The following is an 8,877-nucleotide window of genomic DNA, read 5'->3' on the forward strand; positions in this document are numbered from 1 at the left end:
TGGCCGCTGGTGGAGGGGCTGGCCCACGACGGGCGTGCGACGGCGGCCGAGCTGGCCCGGACGAGCGGCCGCAACCCGGCCACCGTGCGCCGTCAGCTCACCCGGCTGCTGGACTCCGGAATGCTGCAGTTCCGTTGCGAGGTGGCCCAACTCGCCTCCCAGTGGCCCATCCTGTGCGGCTGGCACGCGCGCGTGCCCATCGCGGAGCACGAGCGCACGGCTGAGGCCCTGTCGACGCTTCCCGAGCTGCGGCTGTGCCTGTCCACCACGGGCGCGACCAACCTCTACTTCAGCGTCTGGGCCCGATCCTTGCCCGACCTGCTGCGGATCGAGCGGCTGCTCGGCGAACGGCTCCCCTGGCTCGAGCTCGCGGAGAGCACGGTCACCTTGCGCACGCTCAAGCGGATGGGGTGGATGCTGGGCCCGGACGGGCGCTGCACGGGCGACGTCGTGCCGTGCGAGCCCTTGCGCCCCTGACCCCCTCGAAGTCGGCCGGCGGCACTACCGCTTGTCGGGGCACGGGTGCACAGTGGGGCCATGGACACCGCAACGGAGCATTCCGCCGCCTGCTCGATCATGCCGCCCTACCTGCTCGAGCAGCTGGCCAAGCACGAGGACCCCCGGGTCGCCGAGGCGGCGAAGCACACGCTGTTGCACGAACGGACGGTGCGCAACCGCCGGGAGATCCGGGCCGCCCGCAGCAGGCCGGACCGGCGCCCCTCGTCCGGCCTCATCCCACCGGACCTGCAGTCGACGGCCCAACGCAGCCTGCCGACGCAGGAGCGCCCGGCACCCACGCAGGAGCCACCGGCCACCACCACGGAGCCGGCGCCCGACCGCACGGTCTACGACGCCGAGCAGGGCACCGACCTCCCGGGCACGCAGGTGCGGGACGAGGGGCAGGCCGCCGTCCCGGACGAGTCGGTCAACGAGGCCTACGACGGGCTGGGTGATACGTGGACGCTGTACTGGACCTCATACCAGCGCAATTCACTGGACAACGAGGGTCTGCCCCTCATCGCGAGCGTGCACTACGAGAAGGACTTCGACAACGCCTTCTGGGATGGCGAGCAGATGGTCTTCGGTGACGGCGACGGGGTCTACTTCCGGTCGTTCACCGACAGCGTCGACGTCATCGGGCACGAGCTGACCCACGGCGTCACCCAGTACACCGCCGGACTGACCTACGTCGGCCAGTCGGGTGCGCTCAACGAGTCGGTCTCCGACGTCTTCGGATCCCTGGTCAAGCAGATGAAGCTCGGCCAGACCGCTGACCAGGCCGACTGGCTCATCGGGGAGGGGCTGTTCACCGACAAGGTCCACGGCGTCGCCCTGCGCTCGATGAAGGCCCCCGGGACGGCGTATGACGATCCGCACCTGGGCAAGGACCCGCAACCCGCCACGATGGACGGCTACGTCGACCTGCCGCACGACCAGCAGCACGACAACGGTGGGGTGCACACCAACTCCGGCATCCCCAACCATGCGTTCTACCTGGCTGCCGTGGCGATCGGCGGCGAGGCGTGGAAGGCGCCAGGGCAGATCTGGTATGACGTGCTGACCGGCGGGAAGATCGCCAAGGACGTCGACTTCGCGGGCTTCGCCGCGGCGACGATCGATGCGGCCACCGCGCGGTTCGGTGCGGACAGCTCACAGACCAAGGCGGTCCACGATGCCTGGCTGCAGGTGAAGGTCCTCACCGAGTAGTCCGCTCGGACGGGCCGCCGCCGGGCAGCCGGCAGGGGTCAGTCGCGCCACCCCGCTCGTCGCGCCCACTCCCGCTGCTCCTGCCTGCTCCTGATCCGGTCGGCAGGCGCCCGCTGGCCTTCCGCCGCAGCTCGTTCGCGCAGGCGATGCAGCGCTGCCTGCACGGGCTCGAGCCCGACCTCCGCCCGGCGCTGATCAAGCCCGGAGGGATCCTCCACCGTGTGGGGAGACAGCTGCCCGTGCTCGTCCCAGTCCAGTTGGGTCCCATACCTCTGCGGGCGACCCTCGAACACCGCGATGCGGTCCTCCAGCATGGCCCACCGCGCCGCCGAGGCCTCGCCGCGAGCGACCGCGTCGGCCAGCAGCATCGCACCGCGTCGCTGCAGCGGCGGGTCACCGATGGCGTGCTGGAGGACCAACCAGGCGGCTTCGCAGGCTTGCTCGCCGACGTCAGCCGGACTCGGCCAGCCATGGTCGTCCAGGATGTCGGTGAGGCGCTGTGCGTGTCGGCGATGCAGCGCTTCCATCCCCGGGGCGTACCCGTCGAACAGCTCACCCGTCGCGGCGAGCTCGGCCCGCAGTGCCTCGTCCGCCTCGGCCATGGCGACCAGCTCGCGAGCAAGGCCGGCAGACCGCTCGTCCGCTGACATCAGTGGATCGCCCCCTCAGAACCCCAGTCGTTGCAGCTGTTTGGGATCGCGCTGCCAGTCCTTGGCGATCTTGACGTGCAGGTCGAGGTGCACCCGCTGCCCGAGCAGCTCCTCGATGCCTTGTCGCGCGGTCGTGCCCACCTCCCGCAGCCGGGTGCCGCCCTTGCCGATGATGATCGCCTTCTGGCTCTGCCTCTCGACGAAGACGTTGACGCGCACATCGAGCAGCGGCTTGCCTGCCGGCCGACCCTCGCGCGGGAGCATCTCCTCGACGACCACGGCCAGGCTGTGCGGCAGCTCGTCGCGCACCCCCTCGAGGGCTGCCTCGCGCACCAGCTCCGCCACCATCACCACGTCCGGCTCGTCGGTGAGCACGCCGTCGGGGTAGAGCTGCGGCGAGACCGGCAGGTAGGAGGCGAGCACCTCGGTCACCTCTTCGACCTGGTCACCACGGGTGGCCGAGCAGGGCACGATCGCGGCCCACTCCCCCAGCCGGTCGATCGCGATGAGGTGCTCGGCGAGGCGCTGCTTGTCGACCCGGTCGCTCTTGGTGGCGATCGCGACGACCGGTCGCGCCTTCCTCGCCTGCTGCAGCTCGACGAGCTCGCGGGCGATGAACCCGTCGCCCGGGCCGATGCGCTGGTCGGCGGGAAGGCAGAAACCGATCACGTCGACCTCGAGCAGCGTCTCGCGCACGAGGTCGTTGAGACGCTCACCGAGCAGGGTGCGCGGTTTGTGCAGACCCGGAGTGTCCACGAGGATCAGCTGGGCGCGCTCGGTGGTCGCGATCCCGCGGATGGTGTGCCGCGTGGTCTGCGGCTTGCTCGAAGTGATGGCCACCTTGTGGCCCACCATGGCGTTCGTCAGCGTCGACTTGCCGGCGTTGGGCCGCCCCACGAGGCAGGCAAATCCGGCCCGGAACTCGTGCTTCATGCGGGGTGCCCGCCAGGTATCGGAGCGCAGCGGACAGCGGGGTCCCCGCGAAGTACCGAGCGAGGCACCAGCGAGGACCGCCGGGGTCCTCGCGAGGTATCGCAGCGAGCCCGCGAGCGGAGAACCTCGTGGGGTGGCTTTATGGGGTGCTCTTTGTGGGGAGCGATCATGACGCCTCTTCCCTGCTCTGCCGCGAGACGCCGGTCGTCCCGTCCTGTCCGCCCTCGGCGTCGTCCTGTGCCCCCACCGGCTCCACCAGCACGGTCGCGATGCGGTGGCGTCGACCGGCCATCCGCTCCGCGGTCAGCGACAGCCCGGCCACCTCGGCGTGCGAACCCGGGATCGGCACCAGTCCGATCGCCTTGCCGAGCAGCCCGCCCACGGTATCGACCTCGTCCTCGTCGATGGTGACGCGGAAGAGCTCGGCGAGGTCATCGACATACATGGTCGCCGGGACCCGTGTGCGGCCGTCCTCGAGCCGCTCGACGCCAGGGGCCTCCCGGTCGTACTCGTCGGCGATCTCACCCACGATCTCCTCGAGGATGTCCTCGATCGTCACCAGACCGGCCGTGCCGCCGTACTCGTCGATGACCACGGCGAAGTGCGTCTGGTCGCGCTGCATCTCGCGCAGCAGGTCGTCGATCGGCTTGCTCTCCGGCACGAAGTGTGCCGGACGCATCAGCTGCGACACCGGCAGCGACTGGGCCTGGTCGTCGGCGTTGACGCGACGGGCGACGTCCTTGAAGTAGAGCAGGCCGAGCACGTCGTCCGGCCCCTCGCCCACCGCCGGGATGCGGGAGAAGCCCGACCTCAGGAAAAGAGACATGGCCTTGCGAAGCGGATGCGTGGCGTCGATCGTGACCATGTCGGTCCGCGGCACCATCACCTCGCGCACCACCGTGTCACCGAGCTCGAAGACCGAGTGGATCATCTCGCGCTCGCCCGCCTCGATCAGCGCGTTCTCGCCGGCGAGGTCGACCAGGTCCCGGAGCTCCGCCTCCGAGTCGAACGGCCCGTCGCGGTAGCCCTCGCCGGGAGTTACCGCGTTGCCCACGACGATCAGCGCGCGGGCCACCGGGCCGAGCAGCCGCCGCAGCCACACCAGCAGCGGTGCCGAGAGGAGCGCCACCCGGTCCGCGTGCTGGCGCCCGATCGTGCGCGGAGACACGCTCACCAGGATGAAGGAGACCAGCACCATGATGCCGATGCTGACCAGGAGCAGCCACCAGAAGCCGTCCACCAGGTCGACCACGACCAGGGTGACCAGGACCGCCGCCGCGGACTCGGCGCCGACGCGCAGGAAGGTCGCCACCGACAGGTATGACGCGCTGTCACCGACGATGGCCGACAACGCGGCCGATCCGCGACGGGAGTCGTCGACCAGCTCCTGGACGCGCGGTCGCGACATCCGCATCAGGGCGGCCTCGCAGGCGGACAGCAGGAACGCCACCACGACGCACAGCAGCGCGGCGACGACCAGACGGGTGATCATGACGCTTCCTCAGGAGGGGGAATCGTCGTCACCGGCGCTACGCCCGGCTGAGTCCGACTGCCTGCTGCGCCCGGCTGAGTCCGACTGCCTGCTGCGCCCGGCTGAGTCCGACTGCCTGCTGCGCCCGGCTGAGTCCGACTGCCTGCTACGCCCAGCAAGAAACGTCAGCAGCAACGTCCGCTGCAGCTCGAACATCTCCGCCTGCTCCTGCGGCTCCGCATGGTCGAAGCCGAGCAGGTGCAGGATGCCGTGGACGGTGAGCAGCAGCAGCTCCTCCTCGGTCGCGTGACCCGCCTCCTTGGCCTGCCGCTCGGCCACGCTCGGGCACAACACGATGTCACCGAGGACGCCCTCCTCGGGCTCCTGGCCGTCGCGTCCGGGACGCAGCTCGTCCATCGGGAAGCTCATCACATCGGTCGGCCCCGGCAGGTCCATCCACTGGACGTGCAGCACCTCCATCGCCGCCTCGTCGACCAGCTTGAGGCACAGGTCCGCCTGGGGGTGGACGTGCATCTCCCCCAGGACGTAGCGCGCGCACTCGAGCAGCTCGTGCTCGTCGACCGTCGGGTCGGCCTCGTTGAGGACCTCGATGCTCATCGCGGCCCACCCGAGCGCGGACGGCGAGCCGCGCGCTGCGGGCGGTAGCCCCCGCTCTGCTGGATCTGGGTCTCGTCCCAGCGCCCGTAGGCATCGACGATCGCGCTGACCAACCGGTGCCGGACCACGTCCTGCGAGCTCAGCTGGGCGAAGTGCACGTCGTCGACGTCCTGCAGGATCTCCCGCACGATCTTCAGCCCGGACGTCGCACCACCGGGCAGGTCGATCTGGGTGATGTCACCGGTGACCACCATCTTGGAGCCGAACCCGAGCCGGGTCAGGAACATCTTCATCTGTTCCGCCGACGTGTTCTGCGCCTCGTCCAGGATGACGAACGCATCATTGAGCGTCCTGCCCCGCATGAACGCCAACGGGGCGACCTCGATCGTGCCCGCCGCCATCAACCGCGGGATCGAGTCCGGGTCGACCATGTCGTGCAACGCGTCATACAGGGGACGCAGGTAGGGGTCGATCTTGTCGTTGAGCGTGCCGGGCAGGAAGCCGAGGCTCTCTCCCGCCTCCACGGCCGGTCGGGTCAGGATGATGCGGTTGACCTGCTTGGCCTGCAGCGCGGCGACCGCCTTGGCCATCGCCAGGTAGGTCTTGCCGGTCCCGGCGGGCCCGATCCCGAAGATCACGGTGTGCGCGTCGATCGCGTCGACGTAGCGCTTCTGGCCGAGCGTCTTGGGCCGGATCGTGCGGCCCCGGTTGGAGACGATGTTCATCGTGAGCACGTCGGCGGGGCGCTCGGCGGTCTGGGCGCGCAACATGCCGATCGACCGCTCGACGGCGTCACGGTTGAGCGGCTGTCCCGCCTCCAGCACTCGGAGCAGCTCGTCCAGGAGCCGCTCGACGAGCGCGATGTCGGCACTGGGACCCGTCAGGTGGAACTCGTTGCCGCGCACGTGCACGTCGAGGTGCGGGAAGGCACGTTCCATCGTCCGCAACATCTCGTCACGGGGCCCCAGGAGGGTCACCATGGACACCTCCGGGGGGATGACGATCGTCTGGGTGGGGGCGTCGGGCGTGGGGTGGTCTTCACTCATCGTGCGGTCAGTCTACGGTGCGGACGAGCCCGGCGGCCGCCGCTCAGCCTCGTGGTCGCGCTCCTCGGCGCTCCGGGCCTCGCTCGTACCTCGCTCGTTCCTCACGCTGTCGTCGCCGCTCAGCCGGGGGGCCAGGTCATGGCGCGTCCACCCACCACGTGCACGTGGGCGTGCGGGACGGTCTGCTGCGCGTCCTGGCCGCTGTTGGCCACCAGCCGGTAGCCGGATCCTGCGACGCCCTCCTGCTCGGCGACCGCGCCGGCGGCGCGCAGCACCTCGACCGCATGGTCGGGCGCGGCGGTGGCGAGCGCGACGAGGTCGACGTGGTGGTCACGCGGGATCACCAGCACGTGCGTGGGGGCCTGCGCGTTGATGTCGCGGAAGGCCACGCTGTGCTCGGTCTCGTGCACCACGTCGGCAGGCACCTCGCCGGCGACGATCTTGCAGAAGAGGCAGTCCGGCTCGGGCCCGCGCCCGGCCGTGTCAGGTGTCGTGTCCATGCGCACGAGGGTAGGCCAGGTCAACCTCGAAGCGCTCTCGCGCGTGGAGAGTGCGTGAGAGGCTTGGCCATGGCGGAGCGCGACGCCCGCGGGCGGGACACTCGTTGGGCCGCCGACGAGGCCCTCTCCGAGATGTATGCCGTGCACTGGCACTCGCTCGTGCGCCTGGCGTGGCTGCTGCTCCACAACCAGCAGGTCGCCGAGGAGGTCGTGCAGGACGCCTTCGTCTCGATGCACTCCCGCTGGAACGGCCTGGCCGAGCCCGACAAGGCGCTGGCCTACCTGCGGCGCTGCGTGGTCAACGGGTCTCGCTCCGTGCTGCGCCACCGCGCCGTGGAGCAGCGCCACCTCTCCACCGAGCTGACCTACAGCACTCACGACCACCTGGCGGGGCCGAGCGCTGAGGAGCAAGCGCTCGAGCGCACCGAGGGCGACGCCCTGCTGGTCAGCCTCGCCGATCTGCCACGACGACAACGAGAGGTGCTGACCCTGCGCTACTACCTCGACCTGAGCGAGAGCCAGATCGCCGACGCCCTCGACATCTCGCCCGGGTCGGTCAAGGCGCATGCACACCGCGGACTCGCGGCACTGCGCGAAGCCATGAAGGAGACATCATGAACGGCGGGGAGTTCGGGGACCTGGAGCGGGAGCTCCGCGCGGCCCTGGACGCTGAGGCGCGTCGGATCGAGCCCAACGAGCGCCACGCCCAGATCCTGGCAGCCGCCCGCGCCCGCACAGCCCGCCGCTGGCTGGGCGAGAGTCGATCCGTCCGACGCTGGCTCGTCCCCCTCGCCACCGCGGCCTCGGTGGCCGTCCTGGGCGGGGCGGTCTACAACGTGATCGGTGAGCCACCTGACCGGTTGCCGGCACCGGCCCTGTCGACCAGCGCCACCACCACGCCACCGACGACCGGTGCTCCGACGACACCGTCCCCGACGGGCTCGCCGTCCAGCGGTCCGAACCGCACAACCACCAGCCATTCCTCGGCCACCTCGCCCGGTCGGGCCACGACTGCGAGCGGGTCCGGCGCGGTGCCCGTCGTCCCGCCGGCGGTCACCGCACCACCGCGCTCGACCACCCCGAGCAGCGAGCTTACCTCGACCGCGGCCCGGGCACTTCCTGCCTACTTCGTCGGCCCGGACGGAGGCGAGGACGCACGGTTCGGGCTGTTCCGGCAGTTCGTCAGGGGACAGGTGCCCGAGGGCGCCACACCGGCCCAGCTCGGCGAGGCTGCCCTGTCGGTGGCGATGAGCCGGCCGGCGGTCGCGTCGGCCGACTACCTGCAGCCGTGGACCGGGGTGCAGGTCACCGGTGTGGAGGTCGGCAGCAACCGCATCGATGTCTCCCTCAGCCACCCCGGGTCGGCGAGCGGACTCTCAGCCGAGCAGAGCCGGTTGGCGGTCCAGCAGCTGGTCTGGACGGTGCAGGCCGGGGTCGGCCAGGGCAGCACGCCCGTCCGCTTCACCATCGACGACGGCTCGACCTCGTTGTTCGGCCGCTATCCGACCAGCCGCACCTACGACCGGCCCGGTGCGGACACGGCATACCAGGACCTTGCCCCACTGTGGATCGACGACCCGGCACCAGGCACCACCGTGAACGGCTCCTCCCCCGTGGTGGCCACCGGACAGTCCTGCACCTTCGAGGCCGTGGCGCAGTGGCAGCTGCGGAGCGGCGGCAGTCTGGTCGACTCCGGCTCCACCACCGCGACCAGCGCGTGTCCCACCCGGGGCACCTGGCAGATCGGTCTCGGCGACCTCCCGAAGGGCACCTACACCCTGCGGGTCTTCACGACCAGTGCCGGCGACGGCAAGACCGTGACGGCCCAGGTCTCCTCCCGCTTCACCGTCGGTTAGGGATGCGCTGATCTTTTGCGGTAGTCCGGGGCGTCGCCTGACCTGGTGGGCGGGGCTGCGGAATGATCGGGTCCGTGGACAGCGATCAGCCCTCTT

At 70.5% G+C, this 8,877-nt stretch carries 9 protein-coding genes and 1 pseudogene; 4 read left to right on the top strand and 6 right to left on the bottom strand.

Going from position 1 to position 8,877, the window contains the following annotated elements:
- On the top strand, nucleotides 1-477 hold a 477-nt coding region (locus tag FRW57_RS12720; RefSeq protein WP_152186141.1), incomplete at its 5' end, for an Lrp/AsnC family transcriptional regulator.
- 60 nt (nucleotides 478-537) lie between these two features.
- Nucleotides 538-1,707 carry a M4 family metallopeptidase gene (locus FRW57_RS12725; protein WP_137121669.1) on the top strand — a complete coding sequence of 390 codons (1,170 nt, stop codon included), beginning with the start codon at nucleotides 538-540 and terminating at the stop codon, nucleotides 1,705-1,707.
- A gap of 38 nt (nucleotides 1,708-1,745) precedes the next feature.
- Here the strand turns inward: FRW57_RS12725 and FRW57_RS12730 are convergent, their stop codons facing one another.
- The 6 genes and pseudogenes from FRW57_RS12730 to FRW57_RS12755 all read right to left on the bottom strand — a co-directional run bounded on the left by FRW57_RS12730 (nucleotide 1,746) and on the right by FRW57_RS12755 (nucleotide 6,925).
- Nucleotides 1,746-2,357: a DUF6624 domain-containing protein gene (locus FRW57_RS12730; RefSeq protein WP_137121668.1), complete on the bottom strand. Its 612-nt coding sequence runs from the start codon at nucleotides 2,355-2,357 to the stop codon at nucleotides 1,746-1,748.
- Nucleotides 2,358-2,372: 15 nt separating this feature from the next.
- On the bottom strand, nucleotides 2,373-3,290 hold the full coding sequence (gene era / locus FRW57_RS12735; RefSeq protein WP_137121667.1) for a GTPase Era: 918 nt from the start codon (nucleotides 3,288-3,290) through the stop codon (nucleotides 2,373-2,375).
- A 166-nt stretch (nucleotides 3,291-3,456) separates the two neighbouring features.
- Nucleotides 3,457-4,782: a hemolysin family protein gene (locus FRW57_RS12740; RefSeq protein ID WP_137121666.1), complete on the bottom strand. Its 1,326-nt coding sequence runs from the start codon at nucleotides 4,780-4,782 to the stop codon at nucleotides 3,457-3,459.
- Nucleotides 4,783-4,923: 141 nt separating this feature from the next.
- A pseudogene (ybeY, locus tag FRW57_RS12745) lies at nucleotides 4,924-5,379 on the bottom strand (rRNA maturation RNase YbeY); the annotation flags it as partial.
- A complete protein-coding gene (locus FRW57_RS12750; RefSeq protein WP_152186143.1) occupies nucleotides 5,376-6,425 on the bottom strand; it encodes a PhoH family protein in 1,050 nt (349 codons plus the stop codon). The gene FRW57_RS12750 and the pseudogene ybeY, both read right to left, overlap by 4 nt.
- Nucleotides 6,426-6,544: 119 nt before the next feature.
- Complete coding sequence (locus FRW57_RS12755) at nucleotides 6,545-6,925, bottom strand: histidine triad nucleotide-binding protein (RefSeq protein ID WP_137121663.1); 381 nt, start codon at nucleotides 6,923-6,925, stop codon at nucleotides 6,545-6,547.
- Between the two features lie 54 nt (nucleotides 6,926-6,979).
- Between FRW57_RS12755 and FRW57_RS12760 the strand changes: the two genes are divergently transcribed.
- Together FRW57_RS12760 and FRW57_RS12765 are read left to right on the top strand one after the other, a co-directional pair.
- The gene (locus FRW57_RS12760) at nucleotides 6,980-7,543 is read left to right on the top strand and encodes a SigE family RNA polymerase sigma factor (protein ID WP_238384682.1); all 564 of its coding nucleotides are present in this window, start codon (nucleotides 6,980-6,982) and stop codon (nucleotides 7,541-7,543) included.
- Nucleotides 7,540-8,781, top strand: a complete 1,242-nt coding sequence (locus FRW57_RS12765) for a Gmad2 immunoglobulin-like domain-containing protein (RefSeq protein ID WP_137121662.1) — start codon at nucleotides 7,540-7,542, stop codon at nucleotides 8,779-8,781. Before FRW57_RS12760 ends, FRW57_RS12765 begins: the two co-directional genes overlap by 4 nt.
- The last annotated feature ends 96 nt before the right edge of the window (nucleotides 8,782-8,877 follow it).

Source organism: Segeticoccus rhizosphaerae (assembly GCF_009192725.1).
GTDB lineage: Bacteria > Actinomycetota > Actinomycetes > Actinomycetales > Dermatophilaceae > Segeticoccus > Segeticoccus rhizosphaerae.